Origin of the sequence: Dietzia sp. oral taxon 368 (assembly GCF_002999155.1) — a bacterium.
Classification (GTDB): Bacteria; Actinomycetota; Actinomycetes; order Mycobacteriales; family Mycobacteriaceae; genus Dietzia; species Dietzia cinnamea.
The window spans coordinates 12,712-35,490 of record NZ_CP027239.1; the positions used below are offsets into that span (position 1 = coordinate 12,712).

Annotated in this window: 26 protein-coding genes; 22 read left to right on the forward strand and 4 right to left on the reverse strand. The window is 68.0% G+C overall.

The window, feature by feature from the left end; all coding sequences use genetic code 11:
• Nucleotides 1–30: 30 nt before the first annotated feature.
• The 5 genes from C3V38_RS15950 to C3V38_RS15970 all read left to right on the forward strand — a co-directional run bounded on the left by C3V38_RS15950 (nt 31) and on the right by C3V38_RS15970 (nt 2,471).
• Entirely contained in the window at nt 31–297 is a 267-nt protein-coding gene (locus tag C3V38_RS15950) for a hypothetical protein (protein ID WP_106386582.1), read from the forward strand.
• A 147-nt stretch (nt 298–444) separates the two neighbouring features.
• The gene (locus C3V38_RS15955) at nt 445–798 is read left to right on the forward strand and encodes a hypothetical protein (protein WP_106386584.1); all 354 of its coding nucleotides are present in this window, start codon (nt 445–447) and stop codon (nt 796–798) included.
• A gap of 200 nt (nt 799–998) precedes the next feature.
• Nucleotides 999–1,529, forward strand: coding sequence for a hypothetical protein (locus C3V38_RS15960; RefSeq protein WP_106386586.1), 531 nt, complete (start codon nt 999–1,001; stop codon nt 1,527–1,529).
• A 219-nt stretch (nt 1,530–1,748) separates the two neighbouring features.
• A complete protein-coding gene (locus C3V38_RS15965) occupies nt 1,749–2,018 on the forward strand; it encodes a hypothetical protein (protein WP_106386589.1) in 270 nt (89 codons plus the stop codon).
• A 210-nt stretch (nt 2,019–2,228) separates the two neighbouring features.
• Nucleotides 2,229–2,471, forward strand: coding sequence for a hypothetical protein (locus tag C3V38_RS15970; RefSeq protein WP_106386592.1), 243 nt, complete (start codon nt 2,229–2,231; stop codon nt 2,469–2,471).
• A gap of 150 nt (nt 2,472–2,621) precedes the next feature.
• On the opposite strand, the gene C3V38_RS15975 is transcribed toward C3V38_RS15970, so the two are convergent.
• Nucleotides 2,622–2,804, reverse strand: a complete 183-nt coding sequence (locus tag C3V38_RS15975; RefSeq protein WP_106386594.1) for a hypothetical protein — start codon at nt 2,802–2,804, stop codon at nt 2,622–2,624.
• A gap of 250 nt (nt 2,805–3,054) precedes the next feature.
• Here C3V38_RS15975 and C3V38_RS15980 point away from each other — a divergent pair, with 250 nt between their 5' ends.
• From C3V38_RS15980 to C3V38_RS15995, 4 genes are all read left to right on the forward strand, one after another.
• The gene (locus C3V38_RS15980; RefSeq protein ID WP_106386597.1) at nt 3,055–3,363 is read left to right on the forward strand and encodes a hypothetical protein; all 309 of its coding nucleotides are present in this window, start codon (nt 3,055–3,057) and stop codon (nt 3,361–3,363) included.
• 65 nt (nt 3,364–3,428) lie between these two features.
• Entirely contained in the window at nt 3,429–3,719 is a 291-nt protein-coding gene (locus C3V38_RS15985) for a hypothetical protein (RefSeq protein WP_106386600.1), read from the forward strand.
• 182 nt (nt 3,720–3,901) lie between these two features.
• Nucleotides 3,902–4,360: a hypothetical protein gene (locus C3V38_RS15990; RefSeq protein ID WP_129591206.1), complete on the forward strand. Its 459-nt coding sequence runs from the start codon at nt 3,902–3,904 to the stop codon at nt 4,358–4,360.
• Between the two features lie 553 nt (nt 4,361–4,913).
• Nucleotides 4,914–5,150: a hypothetical protein gene (locus C3V38_RS15995; RefSeq protein ID WP_106386606.1), complete on the forward strand. Its 237-nt coding sequence runs from the start codon at nt 4,914–4,916 to the stop codon at nt 5,148–5,150.
• Between the two features lie 164 nt (nt 5,151–5,314).
• On the opposite strand, the gene C3V38_RS16000 is transcribed toward C3V38_RS15995, so the two are convergent.
• Nucleotides 5,315–6,790, reverse strand: a complete 1,476-nt coding sequence (locus C3V38_RS16000; protein WP_061917889.1) for an IS1182 family transposase — start codon at nt 6,788–6,790, stop codon at nt 5,315–5,317.
• A 1,371-nt stretch (nt 6,791–8,161) separates the two neighbouring features.
• On the opposite strand from C3V38_RS16000, the gene C3V38_RS16010 reads away from it, so the two are divergent.
• The 8 genes from C3V38_RS16010 (at nt 8,162) to C3V38_RS16045 (ending at nt 15,480) form a co-directional block, all read left to right on the forward strand.
• Nucleotides 8,162–9,211 carry a ParA family protein gene (locus C3V38_RS16010; RefSeq protein WP_106386611.1) on the forward strand — a complete coding sequence of 350 codons (1,050 nt, stop codon included), beginning with the start codon at nt 8,162–8,164 and terminating at the stop codon, nt 9,209–9,211.
• Between the two features lie 2 nt (nt 9,212–9,213).
• On the forward strand, nt 9,214–9,666 hold the full coding sequence (locus C3V38_RS16015; protein WP_106386613.1) for a hypothetical protein: 453 nt from the start codon (nt 9,214–9,216) through the stop codon (nt 9,664–9,666).
• Between the two features lie 104 nt (nt 9,667–9,770).
• Nucleotides 9,771–10,220: a hypothetical protein gene (locus C3V38_RS16020; protein WP_106386616.1), complete on the forward strand. Its 450-nt coding sequence runs from the start codon at nt 9,771–9,773 to the stop codon at nt 10,218–10,220.
• Nucleotides 10,195–10,479, forward strand: coding sequence for a hypothetical protein (locus C3V38_RS16025; RefSeq protein ID WP_106386618.1), 285 nt, complete (start codon nt 10,195–10,197; stop codon nt 10,477–10,479). The genes C3V38_RS16020 and C3V38_RS16025 overlap by 26 nt, the downstream gene beginning before the upstream one ends.
• Nucleotides 10,469–11,197 carry a hypothetical protein gene (locus C3V38_RS16030; RefSeq protein ID WP_106386621.1) on the forward strand — a complete coding sequence of 243 codons (729 nt, stop codon included), beginning with the start codon at nt 10,469–10,471 and terminating at the stop codon, nt 11,195–11,197. Before C3V38_RS16025 ends, C3V38_RS16030 begins: the two co-directional genes overlap by 11 nt.
• Before the next feature lie 695 nt (nt 11,198–11,892).
• A complete protein-coding gene (locus C3V38_RS16035) occupies nt 11,893–12,987 on the forward strand; it encodes a hypothetical protein (protein WP_106386624.1) in 1,095 nt (364 codons plus the stop codon).
• The gene (locus C3V38_RS16040; protein ID WP_129591207.1) at nt 12,984–13,784 is read left to right on the forward strand and encodes an ATP-binding protein; all 801 of its coding nucleotides are present in this window, start codon (nt 12,984–12,986) and stop codon (nt 13,782–13,784) included. The genes C3V38_RS16035 and C3V38_RS16040 overlap by 4 nt, the downstream gene beginning before the upstream one ends.
• 67 nt (nt 13,785–13,851) lie before the next feature.
• Nucleotides 13,852–15,480, forward strand: coding sequence for a MinD/ParA family protein (locus C3V38_RS16045; RefSeq protein ID WP_106386628.1), 1,629 nt, complete (start codon nt 13,852–13,854; stop codon nt 15,478–15,480).
• Here the strand turns inward: C3V38_RS16045 and C3V38_RS16050 are convergent.
• Entirely contained in the window at nt 15,467–15,835 is a 369-nt protein-coding gene (locus C3V38_RS16050; protein WP_129591208.1) for a hypothetical protein, read from the reverse strand. The genes C3V38_RS16045 and C3V38_RS16050 overlap by 14 nt on opposite strands.
• A gap of 147 nt (nt 15,836–15,982) precedes the next feature.
• Between C3V38_RS16050 and C3V38_RS16055 the strand changes: the two genes are divergently transcribed.
• From C3V38_RS16055 to C3V38_RS16070, 4 genes are all read left to right on the forward strand, one after another.
• Entirely contained in the window at nt 15,983–18,430 is a 2,448-nt protein-coding gene (locus tag C3V38_RS16055) for an ATP-dependent DNA helicase RecG (RefSeq protein ID WP_165001181.1), read from the forward strand.
• Nucleotides 18,431–18,534: 104 nt separating this feature from the next.
• On the forward strand, nt 18,535–18,789 hold the full coding sequence (locus C3V38_RS16060; RefSeq protein ID WP_106386634.1) for a hypothetical protein: 255 nt from the start codon (nt 18,535–18,537) through the stop codon (nt 18,787–18,789).
• 104 nt (nt 18,790–18,893) lie between these two features.
• Nucleotides 18,894–19,394 (forward strand): hypothetical protein, encoded by a 501-nt coding sequence (locus tag C3V38_RS16065; RefSeq protein WP_106386636.1) that lies wholly within the window; start codon nt 18,894–18,896, stop codon nt 19,392–19,394.
• A 78-nt stretch (nt 19,395–19,472) separates the two neighbouring features.
• Nucleotides 19,473–20,543 carry a hypothetical protein gene (locus C3V38_RS16070; protein WP_106386638.1) on the forward strand — a complete coding sequence of 357 codons (1,071 nt, stop codon included), beginning with the start codon at nt 19,473–19,475 and terminating at the stop codon, nt 20,541–20,543.
• Nucleotides 20,544–20,711: 168 nt separating this feature from the next.
• Here the strand turns inward: C3V38_RS16070 and C3V38_RS16075 are convergent, their stop codons facing one another.
• A complete protein-coding gene (locus C3V38_RS16075; RefSeq protein WP_106386641.1) occupies nt 20,712–21,767 on the reverse strand; it encodes a hypothetical protein in 1,056 nt (351 codons plus the stop codon).
• Nucleotides 21,768–22,300: 533 nt separating this feature from the next.
• Between C3V38_RS16075 and C3V38_RS16085 the strand changes: the two genes are divergently transcribed.
• A complete protein-coding gene (locus tag C3V38_RS16085) occupies nt 22,301–22,732 on the forward strand; it encodes a hypothetical protein (RefSeq protein WP_106386646.1) in 432 nt (143 codons plus the stop codon).
• Nucleotides 22,733–22,779: the final 47 nt, after the last annotated feature.

Here is a 22,779-nt window from a genome sequence, read left to right on the forward strand (position 1 = left end):
GTGGTGGCACACCGACCTGAGGAGCTCGCCATGACCGCCAACGCCCAGTACGCCGCCGACGCCGCCCGCACCGCCGCCCGACTGATCGAGTCCGGCGCCATGAACGCGGACGCGACCTGCGCAGAGGCCGCCGGAGTCGCCGCCCGCCTGCAGCCCGAGGCCGCCGCGGTGGTCGACTCGCTCGCCGTCATGCCCGCCAGCCCCGAGTATCAGGCCGCTGTCGACTGGAACAACGCCCTGCTCGACCTGCTGATGTACGCACACGCCCAGGACGCGGACGCGCCCATTTCAGCCTGATGTGCGCAGATCGGTTGAGGCGACCAGCACGAATGGCGCGAGGCGCGTGTCGAGTGGACGCAGGCGCCCTCGATCTCCAAACATCATCAGCGACCGCGGGAGACCACCCTCGCGGCGCGGACTTCACACTCGAGCAAAGGATCGTCGATGCACCACGACCCGGTCACGTACGTCACCGCGGAGCTGAAAGCTGCCGTAGATGAGGCTCATCGAATCGGTCGGCGGCGAGAGGAGGGCATCGCCACTCCGGAGGATGACCTCCGAGCCCGCTTCCTCGAGGGGAATCTCGACGCTCTCGATAGGGCGCGGAGGATCCTCGGCACCATCGACACCGACCATCGGGAGCTAGTCGTCGCCCACCTCAAGTTCGCCCTGAATCAGTCGATGGTGCAGGGCGCACCAACAGAGTGCCTCCAGGGGTTCGCCCGCGTGATTAACGATCTCGACGATCCGCACAGTCCGATCCGTGCCGCCGCCACAGCCAATCCAGACGTGCCCTGATAACTAGCCCCCTCAGCCGTGGTCGAGCTCGACACCCGGGCCGCGTTCGTCTCCCCGGGGAGACACCGGCCCGCCTGTCCACCCAAGATGCCTGGTCACGGCCACTCGACGCGCGGTTGTGCTGCACGGCCAGAGGCCTCCCGCATCGTTGCTCTCACATGGAGCGGGACCGGCCCGCGCCCGAGTGTGAGGAGCCCACCATGAGCGTCACCTTTCAGCCCGACGAGGCACCCGTCGTCGGGTACCGCGTGGCCGACTTCGCCGGTGGCCGAGCCCCCGAGCTGTTCGACGACCGGGACGACGCTGTCGCGGCCATGTGCGCCGCCGAGTCCGCAGGCCGCGTCCTGCCCGGCTGCACCGACCCGGTTGGCATCACCAGCATGGGCGGCTACTTCATCGACGCCGTCACCTCCGACCTCGATCAGGCGCCCAGCATCAACGTCTCCAACATCAACGCCGTCAGCGTGCTGGAATTGCTGGGCTTCGCGCACGACGGCGAGGTCGACCTTGTCGGCTCGTGCGACGCGGAGCAGTTCGAGGGTCGAGTCCTCACGGCGCTGGCCCTGGCCCCGGCCGACGCCGGAGTGCCCGCCTACGAGGCCGCAGGAGCCGGCGGAGCCACCATCGTCGAGTGCGGCCGACGGCCCGGCTACCACCAGGACATCCTGGGGCGTCTCTACGCGATCTGCGCGTGGGCCCGTGCCCGGCAGCGGCGCATCGTCTGGTCCTGATCAGTGGGCGGCCCGGTCAGCCTGGCGCGGGGTGTGCGCCGGCGGCTCGGGCCGCCATGGGCGTCGCCTGTCCGCCGGCGGCGGCCAGCACGAAACGGCCCGCCACGTGTGTCGACGCTGCCCGCCAGACAGACGCGCCCCTCGAGACGCTGCTGCACCCGGGCGGGGCGCCTCGACAGTGGGGGCATCACCCGTTCCCGACTCCCCAGGAGATGACCCGTGACTACTCCCACCACCGGCCCGTTCTGCCAGGCCGAGCCCGACACCAGCCCGAACGCCGACGGGCAGGCCCACGTGGCCTACTACGCCGGCCACACCTCCTTCGTCTGGAACGGCGGGGACCTCATCGGCGTGTGCCCCGGCGGCTACGGCGAACCCATCACCGACTGGATCCCCGCGCCCCACGGCGCGGCCGAGATGACGACGGCGCAGGCGCTGCTGTGGATCGAATCCGCCGCCGACCTGTACCTGACCAGCCAGCGGACGTAGCCGGCAGCCGGGCCGGGCGTCGCCGCGCACACCGCCGGTGATGCCCGGCCACTGCCGTCGGCTCATCTCGAAGGTGGCCGCGCCGCCCCCAACGCTGTCCGCTCGATACCCAGGTCGCAGGTGCAGGGCCGCCGCTCTCACCTGCTGCACCAGGCGAAGCCGGCGAGACGCTGGAACCACACCGCAGCAGCCAGCCCCCGGGAGGACGCCATGATCCGCATCAAGATCGCCGCCACCATCACCACTGACGAACCCGCCGACGTTTTCGCCCTGCACGCCGACGTCGCCGCCGCTGCCGAGGACGCGATCATGTTCACCGTCGCCGACACGCAGGTGATCGTTGACGTCGCCGGCCCGGACCTGCCCGCCGTGCTCGCGGTCCTCTCCCCCACCGGCGCCCTCGGCCAGATCGCTGTCTCCGCCGCTGAGCAGCCCGCACAGCCCGCAGCCTGACCCCGCGGACCGAGCGCCCCCGCCGGCCGGTGAGGGGCGCCTCGGCGTGCGCCCGAACCGGGCCTTCACGTCGCCTGTGCGGGCCGACGCCAACGGGGAAGGCCCCGATCCTGCCTAAGCGGGATCGGGGCCTTCTGTGGGGCTCGTAGGTCAGGAACCGACCTGGCCGACGATGTCGGCGAGGCTGCCGATCGGCTCGGCACTGCCGGAGACGCTGCCGAGGGAACCGGTGAACGGCAGGCCGGCGAGCAGGTCGCCGATGATCGGCAGGTTGGCGATGGTGTCGTACGCGCCGAGCAGTCCGGCGATGCCGTTCAGGGATCCAGAGATCATGGTGCGCCCTTTCAAGAGGTTTCCGATGGGTTGTAGGCGCAGGTGCCGCGCCCACCGGCCAGACGGTAACAGCGGCCCATGCCGGCGCCTGGGTTCCCAGCGAGGGCGGTAATGCCTCGACCTGTCCGACCACTCCCCCGGCCCGGCCAGGGCGGTCGGCTCGCGTGCGCCAGGCGCCGGTTCTGGCAATGCTGCACCGGCACGGGCCGGGCAGATAGTGGAGGCACACCCACCACCGAGGAGGCCTCCGATGACCACCACCACCGCAGCCACTGACCCGACCGACACCACGATCCATGGCCCGGCCGGCAGCTACACGCTGGTGTTCCGGGGCCACCGCAAGCCCGACGCGATCCGCGCCCTGAGCGCCAAGGGGCCGATGCCCTACGGTGCCGACCACCTCTGCGTCGGAGTGAGCATCATCGACGGCTACACCGTCGCCAACAACGACACCTTCCGTCGCATCATGGACTGCCTCGGCTGGGAGATCACCGAGGTGACCGGGCTCCTGGACCCCAGCGGAACCACGACCTGGCTCGGCGATCCCGTCGCCGCCTGACACGCCCTCGCCCCGCCAGCGGTGTCACCGCCCTGGCGGGGCCGAACCCTGATCGGAGACAGGCCGTGAACCGCTACGCCCACACGCTGGTCGAAGAACTCCACGCCGCCGGCTACGCCGCCGAGGCGCCCTGGCCCACCGGCGGCGAATGCGAGCAGATCGGCCTCCAGGTCGGCGCCCTGGAGGTCGGCATCACCAACGGCGATGCCGCCCTCCCCGACGGCGAAGTGCACGACGGCCTGATCGCCTATGTCAGTGCCCGCGACGCCGACGGTGACGAGCTCGACGCAGTCCCGCTCCCGCCGGGAGGCAGCATCGTCGACGCAGTGGCTCAGCTCATCGACCGCCTGACCTGACCTCCAACCGGCGTCTCCCACGGGAGACGCCGCGATTCCTGTCCGCGTCCCTTGGCTGCTCACACCCCAGCGACGGCCGATCGACATGACGCGGAACAGGCTGATTTCAGCGGTGCTGCACCTGCTCGCGGGGGCACCAACGTGGTGGGCGAAGGCACGTCACCCACCTCCAGGAGGCAGCCATGGGCGCCCATATGTACGCCGCGATGCACCGCATGCCCGACACACGACCGGGAGAATCCACGAAGGACGCCTACCGGCGGGAAATCGCCGCAACCAGCGACCGAGACAAGGTCATCGCCGCTACCCTCCCCGGCGTGTTCCTCGAGTGGCCCGAGGACCTCGAGGTGCCGTTCGACCCGGACTTTGGACCCGATGACATCTCCGCCGCGGAGATCGACGCCTTGGCCGCGAACCCGCGGGTCATGGACTTCATCGAGGCGCGCCTCGCCACGGCCGTCGACTCCGTCGTGTCGCGTGAGAGCACCACCTGGAGACTGTTCGGCATCGACGTGGCGATCACCGGTGGCATGTCCTTCGGCGATTCCCCGACCGAGGCGTTCGACTCGCATGTCCTGCTCGGGGCGCTGCCCGCCTTCGAGATTCCGCTCGAGGCGCCCTCCCCCTCCCCTGGCGCGTAACTCCAGCAACCGAACCCCCAGGCACGGCGCCCCGCCCACCATTGGTCGGGGCGCCGCCCCGCTGCTCGGAGGACCCCGTGACCGGTGCCGGTTCGTGAACTGCAGCCGAGGCATCACGCGGATCGGGGACGCGAGCCCCACTCGGGCATGAAACGCGACTGGGACCGGTAACCCCTACCTGCAACACCTACCCGGAACAGGTACCGCCAACCCGTAGGCCTACCAAATACCGGACCGGCTACCGCCAGGGGTTAACGCCAACCGATACCGGCACCCCTTGGGTACATCCCATACCCGCGAACCCATACACGTAAGGGTTCGGGGTAACCCTTACCCGCACCCCTTGCCGCACCGCCGTGACGTGCACCAAGCAGCGACTCGACGACTCGGGAATAATGCCACTGCCGGCGCGTGTACCGATTCACGCATGCCCCCGGTGCCGGCCGCAGCCCAGCGGCGTGGCGGGAGCCCCAGCCGCCCTCGGCAGCCTGTCCGAAGCGGCACGACCCGGCCGTACCCTAAGACGGCCGCCTACCCGCCAGAGGAGCTCGACGTGCCCCGGAACAACTTCCTCCGCTTTCCCTCCGACAAGGAAGGCGAGAAGTACCAGTACGCGCGCACCGCGAACATGGTCATAGCGATCACCGCATCAATCGGCCTGTGCATCGTCATGCTCGCTCTGTACGCGACGGTGAGGTCTTCCCTGCTGTTCGTCGCGGCAGGCATCAGCGCAGGTGTCGCGGTGGGGCTCTGGTACCTGACCAAGCCCCCGGTCGACGAGGAACCCTAGGAGCATGGGTCAGTAATGGCTCGAAGCGCGCCGAGAGTACGGCGGAGTGCGTGAGAGCGTTGCGCTCGGGCCGGCGTCACTGGCGGACAGGTATTCGGTTTGCGAAGCCGCGGTGATGGCGTTCAGTCCGCGGGTCAGCCTGTAGGTCGCCCGGGCCTGCCAGTTCAGGCGATCTGGAGGCCGCCGAGCCCGGTGGCGCCGATATGACCGTGGAGCTTTCGCAGGTTGTGGCAGGCAGCGAGCAGTAGCCATTCACCGCGGGCGGCGTCCAGACCGCGAATCAGGAGTTGCTTGCCGTTCTGCAGGGTGCTCATCTGTCCGAAGACCGGTTCGACGATCGCTTTGCGCCGGGCGTAGACCGCTCGGCCTTTCTTCGTGGCGAGCTTGCGGGCCATGCGCTGCTTGTCCGTGGCGCTGGCCGGGATCGGTCCCCGGGGGGCGATCGGCGCCGGTTCCCCGCTGCGCTGTCGTCCGGTGGCGATGAAGAACTCGGTGCCCTGCTCGCCGGTGACCTCGGCGGAGGCGGCGAGGTTCGCGGCTGAGCAGTACCCGGCATCGGCGAGCATCTGCTTCGGGGCCTGCCCCGTGTTGCTGATGGCCTGCTCGGTCATGGGGATGAGGTTGCCGACGTCGGCGGCACAGTCGTTGACCTCGGCCGCCACGATGATCTGATGGGCGGCATCGACCACGGCCTGGCCGTTGTAGCACTGAGCGAACGACCCGTCCCCGGTGAGCATGATCTTCGACTCCGGGTCGGTGAAGTTGCGCTGGGCCTTCGGCCTGGGCGTGGCGCGCTCGGCGGCCTCAGCGGCCTTCTGCGCGACGGTGTCTTCGTCTTCGCCCTTACCGCGGGCCTTAGCCTCAGCCTTCTCCGCCGCATCGGCGGCGGCGTCGGCTTCCAGAGCAGCTTTGGCCTGGCGCAGCTTGACCAGGCGAGACTCTCGGCGGGCCAGCTCATCGGGCAGCTCGTCCCCGCGCCGGTTCTTGCCGAACTTGGCGTCCTCGGCCTTGTCGATGGCCTCGGCGGCGGCCAGCAGATCGGAGACCTCCTGGGCCAGTACCTTCTCCTTGTCCGTCAGCCGCGCGTACGACATGGCCTTGCGTTTGGAGGCGTTCGCCCGCAGCTTCGTCCCATCCAGCGCGACCTGTCCAAGCGTGACCATCCCGGCGGCCTGGCACAACGCCAACGCCTGCAAGAACAGGTTGCCCAGCGCGGCCAGGTGCCTCTTGCGAAACCTGGCGATCGCGCGGTAGTCCGGGGCCGCCCCGGCCGCCAACCACCGGAAAGCGACGATGTCGGTGCAGGCCTTCTCGATCCCGCGGGAGGAGCGCACCCCCGTGGTGTAGCCGAAGATCAGCAACCGCACCATCAACCGCGGATCGTACGGCGGGGCCCCGCGCCCCTCCTGGTAGGAGACGTAGATCCGCGATAAATCCAGGTGCTCATCGACCAGATCCGCCACGAACCGTGCCAGATGATCGGCCGGAAGCCAGTCATCCAGCGACGGCGGCAGCAACAACCCCTGGCCCGGGTCGAACGCCCGAAATGTCTTGCCTGCGCCCACCGGCTCGACCTCGCCCTGCCGGTCAGCCCGCTCGACGCGGAACTCCTCGGCGGCGAACAACCCTTCCTCGCCCATGACGACAATTATCCCGCCGAACCCGCCCCATCAGCGGACCTGAACTGGCGTGTTACTGACCCACGCTCCTAGCTGTCGGCTGGTTCGGCACCCGCGGCAGAACTGCTGCAGTGCATGAACGCCCCAGTGCACTGGTCGGCACCACCCGCCCAGCGCTCTCGGAGGACTGCAATGCACGCCCCTCGCCCGAACTCCACTCCACGCCCAAACCGCTCCCCCGCCACCGCAGGAGAGTTGCTCGCCCTCCAGATCACGATGTGCATTGCGCTTCTCTCGGTCGGCATGCCGCTGCGCGAATCGCATCCCTTTCTTGCGGGCTTACTGATCGGCTTGTACATCTGCGCATCGCTGCCTGTGCTCCGCGGTATCTCCCGCTCCCCTTCCCGCGAACCGGAACGCCGTTTCGGCGACTGAACGGACGCCACCGCATGGCTTCGCCGGCTTGCCCCGGCGCCCCTCGAGACGGGCCGCTGGCGCGAAGTCGCGCTCCATTCGTTATCTGTCGCCTATCACTGACGTTGCGGCGTTGGCCCCATTGGCCCCACAACACCCATTGGTACCGCCGGGGTACGTGGGTACAACGGGGTCGCTGGGGGCGATTCACCAACAGGCACATCAGGACCTTGTTGCCCCAACTGGCCCACAGCCCACGGTGCCCCCAAATGCCCCGTTGTGGCGTACAGGGCCTCGAGGGCGTCTCGACCCGGCTGCCCCACGTGCCCCGTCGCCCCGCGTGGCCCCAGTAGCCCACGAGGGGCACGCCGGCCCAGGGGCGCCATTGGTTCGCGCGGGGGCCGCGGGCCACACCGGCCCAAAGGTGTCCACCGGGCGACAGGCCCCGACGGGGCGCAGAGGGTCGTGTGCTCGCACCGGACTCGGAGGAACCCGCGTAGCAGTCGACGAGCCACCCGATACGCCCGCCCACGACACTCCGCCGCCTCAAAACAAGCGAGGCGTCTCAGGCGTTAGGTATCTAGCCCCATTGGCCCCACATGCCCCGAAAGGGACGACCGGCCCAGCGGGGGCGTGAGTCCCAATAGGGCCTTCGGTGCAGGCCGCCCCTCTTGCCCTCTTGGTCCACGCTGCCCCTGGCACCCCAGCTGGGCGCAAGGGGTCATTGGCCCCTTACGGGCCGTTGGGGGATTTGTCCCCGCAGGGTCGGTTGATCCACTCGGGGTCACTTTCCCCACTGGGGCGACTTGGCCCGTAGGCCCCAGCCGCCCCTTTGGACTATTGCGGGCATTTGGCCCCGGTTGCCCGTCTGGGGCGGACAGGGGCACTCGCCCCTTTTGACCTCACCCCGCGAGTGCAGCGAGTGGCGACACATATCGCTGATAACGTGGCCGTATCCCACCCCTGAGAGGAGCCCCAATGCCCGAGATGACGCCCGGACTGGTGGCGAAACTGCCCGATAAGGCTCGTGATCGAACGCTGACCATGGCTGCAGCCAAGGGCGGAATCGGCAAGACCACCACAACCGCGCAGGTCGCCTATCCGATCGCGCAGTTCGGGCTGCGAGTGCTCCTGATCGACCTCGACGCCGTCGCCGGGCTGTCCACCATCCTCGGCGCGATCGACGACGGCCCTGGGGCAGTGGAGTTCCTGGACTCGCCGGGCATCGACAAGGACGAGTGCGTGCGCCGCCCGCCCGCGTGGCAGCCCAGCCCTGACGTGCCTTTCAGCGAGGGAGGCGCGCTCCTTCCTGGCGGATGCGTCGACATCATCCCAGCGACGCCGGGCATCGCAGAGTCGGTCGGCCGGCAGGACCCTCGCTCGATCAAGCGTCTACGACGAGCGCTCAACGACGACGACTTCGTCCTCGACCGCTACGACCTGGTGATGATCGACATTCCCGGCGCCGACAGCGTCATCGTCGACATGGCAATGCAGGCATCGCGCAACCTGGTCTTGACTCTGCTGCCGGAATCCCAAGGGCTCCGAGGGTTCAGCCGCACCGTTCTCCGTGCGAAGCAGGCGTACGAAGAGGATGGCCTGAACTTCAACGTGATCGGCGCAGTGACCAGCCGATACGAGAGGAACCGCACTGAGCACAAGGACGTCATGCGCGTCACTCGCAAGTTCTTGGCCGAGCAGCTCGGACCCTCGACTCTGTGGCTCGGACTTCCCATCCCGGCCCGGGCGTCCATCAGCGATGCCAACCGGGCACAACGCCCACTGGCATCGCGGAACGCCTGGCGGGACAACATCTCCAATCGAACGCGCGGCATGGACGCTGTCGCGGCCTTTACGGCGATCGCCATCGCGATCGTCCGCGACGTTCTCGGTGACGAGCAGGCCGACGAGATCGTTCGAGAATTTACCGAGGTCGGGCTGGGGGAGTACCCGACCAATCTGCTGCTTTCCGGTGTCGGAGTGACGCGTGCTCCCCACCAGGACGACGACTACCCCGAGGAGGACTGATCATGGGTACGGGATTCGGGCCAGACAAAGACGAAGCCGACCTGGCGGCATTTACGACAGCCCCGACCCACGTCAGTGGCCGCACTTCGCCTGTCCGGCGAGACGAGTCGGCCGACGAGGAGTCGCCCGCGAAGAAGACCCCCGCCAAGAGGTCCGCCACGAAGCAGGCCACCGCGAAGAAGGCGCCCGCCAAGAAGGCGCCGATCCCTGCGTCGGAGCCGCCGAAGAGGCCCAAGGTGTCGCTTCCTCCCGGTCTCTACGAAGAGATGCACCGCGTCGTGAACAGGTGGCTCGTCGAAGACATCGAGCGGATGGATGCGTACCGCAAGCCTCTAGGCGTCGAGAACACCGTGATGGTCACCCTGTTGGCCTTCGCGACCGCGACGCTCAAGGCCGAGATCGAGAAGGACGGCGGGGCCAGTACGAGTTTCCCGGACTTCATTCCGCGCAAGTAGCGAGCACGGAAGCGACGATCTAAGCAGGTAGGTGCCCCTTTTCGCGCGGGTCTGGCCTCCGGCATGCCGCGAATGTTCGGCAATCGCCAGTACGTCATGGTTCCATGACGTTCATCGGAACAGACTGCAACGAGAGGCACACCATGGCCGTGACCGTCAGGTTGACGGACCAGCGGGCGTCCGAGTTGTCGACCCTCACTCGCCGGTGCGACCGCACCGCCGTATGGGTTGCCACTCAAGCGCTCCTGGCCGCCGCACATGCCCACACCACCACCCCGATGCCGTTGGCCGACTACCTCGGCCGGCAAAAGCACACGCGCCGCATCTTCATCGAGTTGCGCGGCGACGCCCTGGACCTGGTCGACGGGCTGGCGATCGCCCACACAGTGCCCGGCCATGCAGCACCGTCACGTCACACGATCGTTCGGGCCGCGCTCGCTCGCCTGGTCGACTCCTGCGGCGGCGCCGAAGCAGCTGCTGCGCATCTCGGAGGATTCGACGCAGATGGCGCGGAGGGAGGGGAGAGGCATGACCATGCTGCTGCCCAGAACTAGCGCCACCTCAGCGGACCTCACCGTCGCTGCCGCGGCACTGCTTACCAGGGCTGTCTGTCGATACCTCGCCACTGGCAAGCCCCTGTCGAAGTCCGACATTCCCATGCAGGCCAACCTCCTTCGCTCAACGCTGGGGGCCGGCGCTCGCCTGATCACCGCCGACGAGGCCTGGGACGAGCTCGCCGAGCGAGGGCTCATCACCGGTACTCGTCAGCAGTGGATCCCGGCAGCAGGGGAGGTGTACCCCAATGGCGCGTAAGTCCACCGGTGGTGGGTTCGTCACCATGACCAAGTCCTTCGAGGAGGACATGGCGGACTGCTCGCTCGCCGAGATCGGCCTGATGTCCCTGCTGATCACCTCGAAGGCCACCACGCCAGTCGGGACCGTCTACCGCCGCCACGAGTGGTCGGAGCTGCCCGGCTCGAGCGCCGATACGGTCAGCAAGCTGCTCGAGGGACTCGAGGCCAAGGGCAAGATCGTGCGGGATCACCACGAAATCCTGATCCGCTCCTGGGTTCGCCACCGCTGTTTCAGCACCCCGAACTTCCTCAAGGCGTGCAAGTACACGCTGGAAGTGCAGATGCGAGCACCCTTGCTGCGCGTCGTGGTGGGGACAGAGCTGCTCCGCAAGGACATCGCCTCGATCGAACCAGCCCCTTCCACTCGGGGGAGCAAGGACGCCGCAGGCCGCGTGTTCACGAAGGGCCGCAACGCCCACTACGAGGCCCTGGAGTTGATCTGGGAGGAGCTCACCGGGCAGAAGCTGCCGGCGGCCGAGACGATCACCGGCTCACTCACAGAACCGAACCCCACGATGCTCGACCAGCTCATGGGAACCCGGGACTTCGAGCACGCACTACCTGAACTCGAGAACCGGAACTGGGTGTGCGTCGAACCATCCCTCGCTGTCGCGATCCGCGAGAAGCTCCACGGCCCGAATGTGAAGCCAATCCGTGGCACCCGGACGGCCACCTAACCGACCGATCTTCGCGGCCCTTCCGCCCCCGCCGACGACGGCGGGGTAACCCTTACCTGTAAGGGATGCGGAAGGGTTGCGGAAGGGTTACCAAACCACATGCGCAACACGCTTATGCCAGCTTCCTCACGCCTCCACGGCGCCAATCCACGTGCGTCGGTCCAGGCTCCAGGGCGCCATTCGAGCGGCATTTGTGCAGGTAGACGGACTGTATCTCTCGGCGGGGTAACCCTTTCGGTAAGGGTTACCGAAAGGGTTACCGAAACGGATACCGCAAGGGTTACCGAAGCGGGTGTCTTACCTCGCGGGCGCGCGCAGGAATTAGAAATTAGATCTACCTGTGGTTGCTGTAGGTGGGTGGGGGTGTGGGGGAGGGAGTTCACGCCCTGCGGCGGACAAGCCGCCGCCCCGAGGGCTCGCCTGGCGGCTCGCCCCCCGAGGAATTCGCCCACCGATCTCGGAAAGCTCCGCCCCCACCACAGGCCGGTCATGGCTGCCCGAGCGAACCAGACACCACACGCGCCCGTGCCGCTGCGACGCTCATGCCGCCCCATAGCCCGGAATCGGCCCGCATTTGCTCTGTGCGGCCCCGGGAGCCATCGCGGCGCCCGAGGGGCGCGAACCACGACGATAGGAAGCCAGAGGGCCACACAGGCCGCCACAACGGCCGCCACTAGCCAGCAGGAGGGGCCGACGTGAGCACACTCGACGACGACGATGTCGAGGCGATCGCACGCCGCGTCGCCGAACTGATCGCCCCGATGCTTGCTGGCGTCACGCCTCGCCCCGCCGCCGACAGCCCGACGCCTGGCGCGGCCGGTCAGCGCCTGAACGACTGGATCCACAGCCACCACCCCGCCATCGTGAGCGGCCTTGAGCCCTCCGCGGCGGCATGGTCCGCGGCTCTCGTCGACGCAGCAGGCGAAACCGACCCGGTGGACGTCCTGACGTGGGCCTGGTCCGAGAACTGCCCGACCAGCTACTGGCGCGAACACCACCGCCCGGTTCTGGCACCGACTCCGCGGGAAACCCGAAGGGCCGATGCCAGCACCAACCGCCGATACCGGCACGGGCCGTGGCTGCAGATGCTCGCCGAACATCGACTCCACCTGGCCGGCCGGGACGATGACCTGGCCGCCGTCGATGGGCTTATCGCCGATGTCGCCCGAGCCATCAACACCACCGGAACGCGCTCCGCCGCCATCTCGCTGAGCTCCAGGAAGAACGCGCTCACGATCATGGCCGACCCCGGGAATGACCCACAGACGGTGGTGGAAATCGTGCGGTGGTGCCTGGCCGAGAAGCCGCACTGGAGATCCAACCTGACCGGCGTTCCCAAACCGGCGACATTCCGGGCCATGCGAGGGGACTGGACGTCTGCTGGGCAGGGCTTTCGGCTCGACTCGATCGAGGACGGAACGTTGCGTCAGCACGTGTCTGACCTGGCGAAAGGGTGGGTCTACTACCTGTCTCGCACCTTGGGGCAGGACATCACGATCAGCTCACGGACCCTGCATCGGATCCATGGTCTCCTGCTTGGGGACAGCACCCAGCCGGCTGTGCCGACAACCGATGTGCAGGACACCATCCGATGGATCTGCGACCCCCAGTCCGGGCGCAGTCGCTACTACACCGACAGCTTCGATTTTCCCCGGCCAGACCGGGCCCGCAAGGCGCTTCTTGACATGCGTAGTGGACCGCCCGCCAGTAGCGGCGTCACCGCCACCAACTCCGCTGCTGGCGGCCTCGTCGGCGATCACGCCGACGACGAACTCAAGGGGATGCTGTGACCAGCTCGATCGTGCACGCAACCTGCACCCGCTGCGGCTCAGACGTGCACCGCACTAAAGCACTCGTCGACGACAGGCCCGATTGGCGACAGCACGTGGTGTGCATCGACTGCCGCGAGGCGGCGGAACCGGCGGGCGCCCAGGTCGCACAGATGATCGCCGAGCGCACCCGACAGCGCTGGTCAGACAAGGCAGCGGCGTTCGATGCCGGAGCCCGGCTGGAAGACGCCTACCTGGATGCGACGCCGGCCTCGGCGTGGCAGCAGCTAGCCCACGAAGCGTTGTCCAAATGGCGCGACCCAGAACTGCCCCGCAGTCGAAGTGGGCTGATGATCTGCGGACCGACGGGAATCGGGAAGACATGGGCCGCGTTCGCACTGGCCAATGCTGTCGCCGACCTCGGATATGGAGCGGAGATCAGGGTCGCCTCCGAAGTCGAACTGATGGGGCCGCACGTGGCGACGTGGCAGCTCGAGGACCGACTCAGACGCTGGATTGATGGCGCGGTGATGGTCCTGGTCGACGACATCGGTGTCGCGCCTAGGCACCGAGACCAACTCCAGGCGGCATGGAAGATGCTGGCCGACCTGATCAGCTCGCAGCCTCGCTCGATGTTGGTGGTGGGCACCTCGAACCGGCAGTCGTGGAGCAAAGACGCCGGGCTGACTGAATGGGTGGGGCAGCAGACCGCGTCGCGACTGCGGTCGTGGACGTCGATCTGCACCACCGGTGCGGTCGACAGGCGCACAGGGGACACCCACGAGAACTGGTTGCGACAGACGGGCAGGTCGCAGTGAGCGCGGCGGCCTCGGCATGCCGTGCAGGGAAGATGAGTGCGACAGCGAACGTGGAAAGGAGGGGTGAATGAGTCCGAAACCGTGGGAAGTCACTGACGACGACTTGGCGCAGGGGCTCGGGCCTACCAGTGCCACCAAGGGCGACGAGCTCGACGACCCCGACGGCTACGGCCTGCTCGACAGCGACGACGACTTCGAGGAGTTGGACGACCCGTGGTCGAGTGACAAGCCAGCCGCGGCGCCGGCGGCGACACCGGCCCGCCCCATCGAGCCGCAATCCGAGTCCCCGAACTTAGCCCCCGCTGCCACGGAGCCCGAGCCCGCCGCAGAGCCGACGACCGTCGACCACACGGCCCCGGACGAGGATCTGTCCGGCGAGGCTCCTCCGGGGCCCAGCCACGAGCCTGAGAGCTCGGCGCCGGCTTCGGAGGCGTTCGCCCCAGCACAGCCGGAGCAGGAAACTCCTGCGGTCGACGACGCCGACGACTTCGACGACTTCTGGGATGAACCTGTCGCCCCCGACGATCGCGCTCCGGCCACCGCGGGCTACGACTTGAGCGCCTCGCCGGGTGGTGCGGGCGAACCAGCCCCGCGGACAGAGCCCGCCCCAGGCGTCGGCGGGACCGCGGCAGATCACGATGTCAGCAGCGCCGACCCCGACGATGAGGACCCGGACGGCACGCTCACGGTGACGTTGCGTCGCAATCGGGAACCGCAGCAGCCCGGCCCGACCCGGTCGTACCGGACCTCGAGCGAGGCGCGTCGCCCGGTCAAGCCGTCGGAGCGGCGCCACAAGATGGATGTGGCGCCGGTCAAGCAGGGGCCGATGGCCCGCATGAGGAAGATGCTGACCGGAGACGCCGATGTCTCGCGGGCACATGAGACGTCGGCGAAGCGGGACACGATCCGACCGCTGAACGTGGTGGTGCTCGGCAAGAAGGGCGGCGTGGGCAAGACCGTCGTCACCACGCTGCTCGGCCACACTTTCGCGTCTGTGCGTAAGGACCGTGTCTTGGCGGTGGATGCCTCTCCGACAGGTGGAAACCTGTCCGCCCGATGCCCGAAAGAGGGGCTGGGCACGGTGGTGTCGCTGCTCGATCAGCTCGAGTACGTCACGTCCTACGCCAACGTGCGGGAGCACACCGCCAAGGGCGACACCGGGCTGGAGGTGCTGGGAGCCGATGTGACCAGACCTCAGCGGCCGATCACCGGCCCGGACTACCGACGGTTGATGGACGAACTGCGCCGCCACTACCAGCTGATTTTGAGCGATACTCCGGGCGACATCACCACTGCCTCCGCGGACGGCCCCGACGGGATCGTGCCGGCCTTGCTGGACGAGGCGGATTTGCTGGTGCTGGTCGCGGAGGGTGTCGACGGCGCCAACGCGGCGACCTGGCTGGTGAATTGGCTCAAGGCCCGCCTTCGGGACACCGATGACCGTCATCTGGAGAAGCTGCTCGATGACCTGATCGTGGTGGTGAGCTCCCGGTCTCCCAGGAGCAACGCCAAGCCGGACCGGATGGCGAAGTATTTCAGCGAGGAGATCGCTCGACGGGTGGTACTGCTGCCGTTTGATCCGGTCGTCGAAGGTGGGTTGGAGATTGACTACAACCTGATCTCGCCGAAGACGCGAAAGGCGATGCTGGAGCTGGCAGACGCGGTTACTGGTTCGGATGCGTTCACCGGTCGGTGAGCGTCACAGGGCCGAGGTCGGCCCATGGGGTGATGCGCTCGCCGGTTTCGGTGTCTGTGACGGTTTCGGGCCTGCCGGTGCCAGGGCGGGCGAGGAGCCTGTTTGGGTACTGGCGGGCGAAGTCGCAGATAGACGGGGCGTAGGCATGGACGGGCTCCGTCGCCGAGCCGGAGGGGCGGGCGACGCCGTACTTGGTGGCCGCGGCAGTGAGGGACTCGCTCCGAGTGGTGGCGCACACCAGCAACAGCGAGTCGCTGGTGAGCTGGTAATCGGCGCAGGCCTCGCGCAGGGCGCCGGTGGTCGTCACCGCTCGTACCCATACGGGCAGGCGGGACGGATCTGGAGTAGTGGTCACACCCGCAGCGTAGGAGGCGGGCGTGCGGGTGTGACGTCCCCGGCCCATCGGGGACTGGACGCTGTTGCTGCGGCAGGTGTCGGAGTCCCCTCATAGGGTCTGACCACTGAGAAGACGATGCGCACAGACGGCAGGGAGGGCAGCGGCATGGCATTGACAACTGTGCAGCGGGCCCGCCTGCGGTCGGCCGCCACCGCTCTGGTCAAGTCCGGGGACAGTACGGCCGCACTGCGTGCCGCGACTCGCCCTGACCCGTGGCCGCAGGGCCTGGCACAAGTGGTGGTGGAGGAACTGTCGTCGCGCCGGCCGAAAATGATGGCCTTAGGCGTGGACGTGGCGCTACTGCCGGTGCCGGCATCTGCCGAGGAAGCCTCTCCGTGGGCGCTCTCCGGGACGGTGCGGGAGCAAGCCCCGGTTGTCGATTGGTCGGTGCCGGACAAGGTGGAGGTTCGGACCGCCGCGGACGTGCTGGCCGATGCCGCTAGCGCGGGCCCACTCGAGTTCGATGCGACCTTGGATGGGCTGCGCGGGGTGCCGATCTCGGACCTGGACGGGGTGGGGGAGAAGGCCCTGGAGCGACTCACTGGCGCGGGGATCACCTCGGTGTACGACCTGATGATGTGGGTGCCGCTGCGATACGTGGACCGCACCCAGATCACCCCGCTGGCGGATCTGCAGCCGGGGATGGAGGCGACGTTCATCGCACGGGTCAAGAGGGTGGACACCAACTGGGAGAAGTCGTACGTCCGGTTGACCGTCGGGGACAACGGCGCCGACGTGTCGATCATGTTCTTCCGGGCGATGTGGATGCGGTCGCGCTTCCGCAGTCGTGACCTGGTGATCGTGCAGGGCGACATCGGTGACTTCAATGGCCAGCTGTCGATGAGTTCCCCGTTGATGGAGAAGCTCGACGATGCTGGCGCACCGCTGATGGCGATCTACCGGCAGTCGGCGAAATACGAGGTCAACACGTGGATGCTGCGTCGTGCGGCGACCGATGCGCTGCGCCGCATCCCAGCCCTGGACGATCCGATCCCTGACCGGCTCGTGTCGGGAAGGGGCCTGCCGGGCCGGCTGGAGGCGCTGCAGGCGGTGCACCTGCCGGACGATAAGCCGTCGGCCGACCGCGGGCGTGACCGTCTGGCCTACGACGAGCTGCTGCGTCTGCAGTTGGCGCTCGGGGTGCTGCGGCACGCTCAAGCCGCCGAGCCCGGCGTGACCCACGCACCCACCGGCAGGCTGACCCGCCGCTGGCTCGAGTCGCTGCCGTGGCCGCTGACCGGTGCCCAGTCGCGGGCCCTGGAGCAGGTGCGCGCGGACATGACCTCCGCCCAGCCGATGAACCGGCTCCTGCAGGGCGACGTCGGCGCCGGCAAGACCATGGTGCTGGCCGGTGCCGCGTTGATGGCTGTCGAGGGCGGCTACCAGGCGGCACTGCTGGCCCCGACGGAGATCCTGGCCCGCCAGCACCATGAGGAGCTGGCCGAGGCGCTGGGCCCGCTGGGGCTGCGCGTGGACCTGTTGGTGAGCAAGAACCTGCCGCGGCCCCGCAAGGAGGTGCTGGCCGGCGTGGCCGACGGCGCAGTCGACATCGTCGTCGGCACCCATGCCCTGCTGACCGACAAGGTCGTCTTCCACCGGCTCGGTGTGGCGTTGATCGACGAGCAGCATCGGTTCGGGGTGGACCAGCGGGCCCTGCTCGCCGCGAAAGGCCCGGACGGGGCGGCGCCGGACATCCTGCAGGCCACAGCCACGCCGATTCCTCGCACCGCGGCGATCACGACCTACGGCGATCTGGCGTTGTCGATCCTGGACGAGAAACCTCCGGGCCGGTCGCCGATCGACACCCGCTGGGTGGAGCACCAGGTCAGCACCGCCAACCGGGCGGCCGGGCCATGGCAGGCGATCCGCGAGCAGGTCGCCGCGGGCCATCAGGCGTTCGTGGTGTGCCCGCGGGTGGTGGTCTCCGGCAAGGAGTCGGAGACCAAGCAGGCCGCCGCGGCGCAGGAAACCGCAGACGAGCTCCGGGACGGCGCGCTGGCCGGGCTGCGCATCGGGCTGGCGACGGGCAAGCAGCACCCGGATGAGCGGGCTGCGCAGATGGCCGCGTTCAAGGCCGGTGAGCTCGACGTGCTGGTCGCTACCACGGTCATCGAGGTCGGGGTGTCGGTGCCGAACGCGACGGTGATCGTGATCCTCGACGCCGGTAACTTCGGCTTGGCGCAGCTGCATCAGCTGCGAGGCAGAGTGGGTCGCGGTAAGCATCCCGGGCAGTGCTGGCTGGTCGCCGAGACCAAGGGCGCCGACGGTGCGGCCCGCATGGAGGCGATGGTCGAGACCGACGACGGGTTCGTGCTGTCGGAGAAAGACCTGGAGATCCGCGGGCCCGGGGCGATGACCGGCACCGCGCAAGCCGGCCGCGATGCCGGGCTGCGGGTAGCGGACTTGCTGCGTGATGGGCGTATCCACCTGGCGGCCCGCGCGGACGCCCAGTCGATCCTGCAGAGCGACCCGAAGCTGATGCGGCACCGCACCCTCAAGACCGAGGTGGAGCTGGCGCTGGGGGAGGACGCCCACTACCTGACCAAGAGCTAGCCGGCGGGCCGCATACCAGGCGGTCGCCCAAATCGCGTGGGTGCTGCACCTGTCGTAGGCGTGTTGGACGATCGCGGCACGCCCACCAACGAGGAGGAGCAACCATGGACCTCGATAACTACCGCGACCCGTTCGGCCGCATCAACGTGCCGATGGTGCGAGCACTCAGCCGCGCGGGAACCCGCCTGGTGATCGTTGGAATTGCCCTGCTTCTGGTGGCAGCGATCGTTGGAGCGGTGGCCGGCGACGCGCTCGACTGGAAGGGCAAGCTCCTCGTCTTCGCGCCGGGGTTCTTGGCGACGGTGGCAGGGGTGGCGTGCAGGTTCGCAGCGCAATCTCGCCTGACCGACCTGCGGTAGGCGAGTAGGGCTCACCGTCACGCGCGGTTGGTGAACGCCATAAACTGGCAACTGCTGGCGTCGCGGACGCCGGTTCCCCACACTGCGCCGTAGATCGGAAGTCGATGCCGACCAACCCACATCCCCTGTCCCGGGCCAGGGCAGCGGCGGCTTGCGCCGGCGCCGCGGCGCTCCTGCTGCTCACCGGATGCGGGCAGTCGTCCGCCCCGGCGGCGGATGTCGACTCGACGACCAGTACCTCTGCCATCACCTCGACAGCAACGCCGAGCAGCACCACCGAGGCCACGAGCTCGAGCACGACCGTCACCGAGACGGAGAACGTCGTGGCTGAGGTCCCGCCGGCCGTCACCTACGCTCCGGGGCCTCCCTCGTACGCGGCCCCGACGCCGGCAGGGGTGACCTGCGGTGACGGGAGCTTCGCCGCGGATTACTCGCAGTGCTACGACAACTACCCGTACCTCGGGGCGCGGCAAGCCCCGCCCCCGCCAGGGATGTTCCCCGCTGAGATGACCCCGCTCGATGCCGCCGACGCCGGTGTCACGCTCGGCCCGTACTGCGGGCCGGTGGCCCTGGCCAACGGTTGCGTCGAGCCCGGCGGCCAGTAGCCCCACAGGCATGCCGCGGGAAGCGTCGACGCCCGTCGGCCTTCGGGCCCGGCCCCCGCTGCTGGCTACGATCTGACGATGCACGCTGACGGCCACTTCACTCAGGTCAAAGTCCGCGCCGGAGACACTTCCGATGGTGCGGAGCGCCTGGTTTGGACCTCGGACATGCTCTCAGTCGAGGAGATGACCCCCACGGTTCGTGACGACGGCGGGATGACGATCGTCGCTGGGGAGTTCCACGGCCACGCCGCCCAGGTTGGGACGTGGGTCGGGCCCGACGGGCTGCAGCTTGACGAGGCAGATCCCGCCCCGCCCGAGTCAGCTGATTCCGGGCCCGTGCGTTACGTCGTGTGCCGAACCCTGCGTTACGGCAACGAGCACCAGGAGCTGGTGAACGTCGGCGCCGGGGCCGTCGAACTCTCCGACCACGAGGTGGAGCACTTGTGTCGGGCGCTGCTGTCCGATCTGTTGTGCGGTGCCGATGGGGATGCCGCGGCGGCTGCCAGGTTCGCGGGCCAGGCGCCTACCTACCGCACGATCGTCTGCCGATTCCCTGCCGAGCACGAGGGGGTCCGTCACGGCACGTTCCTCTTGGTGCTGACCGAGGGGCTGCGTCAGATCCGGGTGGTCGGCCAATGCCAGACCTACCGTCAGGCGCACACCTACGACGCATCTGCGCTGGTGGCTGCCGATGTGGACGACATCTGGTTCACCGATGACAGCGAGATGATCGTCAGGCGGGTAGCGCTGAAACTGATGCGCGGCGTCCCGGCCCTCTACTCGATCTCGGTTCAGCACGCCGGCTACCGGGGCGCCTACGAGGTCAACACCCGGCAGGAGGATCCCGACCTCGAGCTGACCGCCTCTGAGCGCTTCATCGCCCGCATGCTGGCTCGCCTGGTCGATAGACGGCGCGGCGCCGAAGCCGACCAGGCCTGGGCCAGTGCCGGACCCGTCGTGTGGCCGAACCTGACGCTGATGGTCGACGAAGCCAACGCAGCGTGGCGCGAAGAAGAGGACCTGTGCTCTGAACTGGCCGAGCACGGCCTTCTCCAGGATCCTTACGCGTTCGACTCTCCCGACGACAGTTGGATCTTCCGCGAGGGACTGCGCTACAGCGACCTGATCCACTCCACTGTCCTGTGGTGAGCGCCAACCCGGTTCGTCCTGCAGGGGCGCCTCTCGCGGGCGGCGGCGTCTGGGCCGCGGACCAGTAGCAAACGTCCGCAGGCCATTGCTGGCTGTGCGCGGCCAGGCGACTCTGAGGACACTGCGGTAAGCACGGAGCCGGGGCGTTACTGCCGACTTCGACAGCGTCTACTGCGGTGCGTCCAGCTCGGGCATGGCGGTCGCCCATCGGGCCAGATCATCGGCGGTGGCGGTCAATGCAGTCAGTTCGGCCCGCAGAACCTCGGCTACTCCGCTGGCGTTGGCTGTCAATGAAGTGAGGTGCTCGGCGGCGAGTTCATTTCCGGGCATGCCCCCGACCACCTGGGCTGCCAGATCATCGGCTTCCGTTGACCGCAGACGGTTGAGCTCGTCCAAGCGCTCACCGATGTCGCTAACAGCCATGTGCAACGCCACCAGGGACACGACTCGCTCACGCAGCGAGGCCACGCCGGCGTCGTAGATGTTCTGACGCCCTTCCCACACGGCTACCGCCTCGTCGCCAAGCAGAGAGGGTCGTTCTCCATTGGATTGGCGCAGTCGCGCGAGGGATGAGACGAACTTGCCGACCTGGATAGCTTCTTCTCTGAGATTGATCTGGGCGCGTGGCCCGGCCAGGGTTTCTGACCTCCAGGCAGGGGAGTTCTGCAGCGCCCCGGTTGCCTTAAAAGCAACGTCGAGCAGGAATTGTTCGTCGCTGGTGAGGTGTTCTGGCGCGCGCTGTGGGGACGAGTCGAAGGTACCGCGGAGGCCTCTTCTGGCGCTGGCCCGCCAGTGAACGGCCAGCTTTAACGTGCTCGCGGCGACGATCAGCAGAACGACGGTGGTGATCATGGTGACGAGAACTGCGGTTGTCACCCCGGCAACCATGGCGATCGCGGTGAGTCCTGAGACGCTGATGCCGCCAGCAAGGAGCAGCGTGGGGAGTGGCTCCAAGGAGATTGAGGCTATCGGAGGCGAGGTGTAAAGCTCGGCGGGCCTTAGAGTGGGCTTCGCGGACTTCCGTGCCGGCGCGTACTCGTAGGGGACGGGGTCGCTCGCGTGGTATCCGCGTTCTTGGAGGTCGAAGGCGACGGGCAATCCCTGTCGCACTGCTTCATCGAAGCGCTTCTTGTCGGCATTGTTGGCTGGCAGGTAGAGGTCGCCGACAGTGCGTCCCTTGGCCATCTCCACGACTACTTGCGGATCGTGGGAGGTGGTGAACATGGCGAGGTGCTTACGGGCTCTCGCTGTGAGGGACTCCCGGAGTTGGGCAGGCGCGGCGTGCTGGAGGGCTTTATCAGCAGCTGTGGAGGCGACGCTGTCTGGTTCCTGACGGGTCATAGTGAACCTTCCGGGAAAGTCGCCGAGGCATACCGCTCGGGCGTTTGTCTGGGCTGGTTGGAGAGGTAACCGTATCGGCGGTCCTTGCCGGCTGTGGTGCCGCGAAGAAAGCAATCAGGCCCGGCCGCTCAGCGATGCTGCACTCTGTCGGGTCGATTGCAGTGTTGAGCCATCAAGCCCACGCCATCCGGTCGTGGGGGTACGTCAAAGGAGTTACCCATGGAGCCGATCTCCAGGATCCTTACGCGTTCGACTCTCCCGACGACAGCTGGATCTTCCGCGAGGGACTGCGCTACAGCGACCTGATCCACTCGACTGTGCTGTGGTGAGCGGCGGGCGAGATTTCACCTGGGACGGCACGACTGGCGAAGACAATGGATTCTCGGATTCTCGTCTACTGAGGAAGCCCTTCGCCCATGAACGATCCCGTGATTTTGCTCGACATCGACGGCACCTGCTCGCCGATGTGCGCCTCGAATCTTCTTCCCGGGCGGTGGGAGCCCTGGGTGCGCGGCCAGTTCGGATGGAACAAAGGCTGGACGTCCGCGGCGATGGCCACCGCTCTACAGTCGCTGGCCCAGATTGCGGACGTACGGTGGTGCACCGGATGGGAGGCCGAGTCCGCGGCTTACGGCGCCGCCCTGGGCCTGGACTCACCGTGGATTCCCCTCGGCGCCGGCTGCTCAGAACGCATGTGGAAGCTGTCCGCAGTTGATGCAGCGCTGCCCGATCGCCCGGTGTGGTGGATCGACGACGAGCACGACGATTCCAGCACTCAGTGGGCGGAGACGCGGACGGCTCGTGGGGTCCCCACGACTGTAGTGGCGTGCGCCCGAACGTCGGTCTGACCTCGTACGACGTGCAGGCCGCCGCCCGCTGGGTTGGTGGGGTCGCG